Annotated in this window: 1 protein-coding gene; it reads left to right on the top strand. The window is 74.4% G+C overall.

All coding sequences use genetic code 11. The annotated features are described in order from the left end of the window. The first annotated feature begins 35 nt into the window (after positions 1 to 35). Complete coding sequence (locus EV383_RS27525) at positions 36 to 1,160, top strand: SAM-dependent methyltransferase (RefSeq protein ID WP_130292621.1); 1,125 nt, start codon at positions 36 to 38, stop codon at positions 1,158 to 1,160. Positions 1,161 to 1,164: the final 4 nt, after the last annotated feature.

Raw genomic sequence — 1,164 nt, 5'->3', positions numbered from 1 at the left:
CAGACCACCCCCAACGCGTCCCAGGAGGACCGCTCGTGAGTGACAACCTGATGCGACTCGACACCCCGGGCCACGACGTCGTGGTCCAGGTCGCCGACCGGGCCGAGAGCCCGCTCGGCGTGGTGATCGCCTCGCTGGGCGAGTACCCGGTCTACGACGAGGCCGCCTACGCGCTGATGGGCCGCGACGAGGTCCGCAACGCCGCCTACCGGGCGGCGATCGCGGCCACCGTCGAGGGCCGCACCGTCGTCGACATCGGCACCGGCCGCGAGGCGCTGTGGGCCGTCACCAGCGCGCGCGCCGGGGCCCGGCACGTCTACGCGATCGAGGAGATGCCCGACAACGCCGCGCTGGCCCGCCGGGCGGTCGCCGAGGCCGGGTTCGCCGACCGGATCACCGTTCTGGAGGGCTCCACCGGCACCGTGGAGCTGCCCGAACGGGTCGAGGTCTGCATCTCGGAGATCATCGGCACCATCGGCGGCTCCGAGGGCGCCGCCGCCGTGCTCAACGGTGCCGCGGAGCGCTACATGCTGCCCGGTGCGGCCTACATCCCGCTGCGGTGCGCCACCACGATCGGGGCCGTGGACCTGTCCGGGATCGCCCCGGAGGGCATCACCGCCTACGAACGCGACCACGTCCGCTACCTCGAGATGATCTTCGCGGCGATGGGCGGGCCGTTCGACGTGCGCACCTGCGTCAGTGGTCTGCGCTGCACCCCGTACCTCACCGACCAGGCCGAGGTCGAGCACCTCGAGCTCACCGGGGCCGCCACCGCGTCCGGGAGCGACGCCCGCACGCTCACCGTCCGCCGCGACGGCCGGCTGCACGGCCTCTCGCTCGGCGTGCGCCTGTGGGTCGACGCCGGCCAGGATCCCATCGACTCCACCGACGCCTCGACGAGCTGGTTCCCGGTGTGGGTGCCGGTCAGTGCCGAGGGGGTCCCGGTACGGGCCGGTGACCGCGTCCGGGTGGAGTTCGGCTGGCGGCCCGCCGCCGACGGCATCCATCCGGACTACCGGCTCTCCGGGCGCATCGAGCGGGCCGACGGTGTCCCGGCCGCGTTCACCTGGGACTCGCCGTACCGCGGGTCCGGGTTCCGCGGCGACGACTTCCACCGCACGCTCTTCCCGGCGCCGGCCCCCGCCGACCCGGCCCCGTGACCGG

It is taken from the genome of Pseudonocardia sediminis (assembly GCF_004217185.1).
Classification (GTDB): domain Bacteria; phylum Actinomycetota; class Actinomycetes; order Mycobacteriales; family Pseudonocardiaceae; genus Pseudonocardia; species Pseudonocardia sediminis.
The sequence above is the reverse complement of the archived record's forward strand: the minus strand, read 5'-3'. Positions and strand labels throughout refer to the sequence as shown.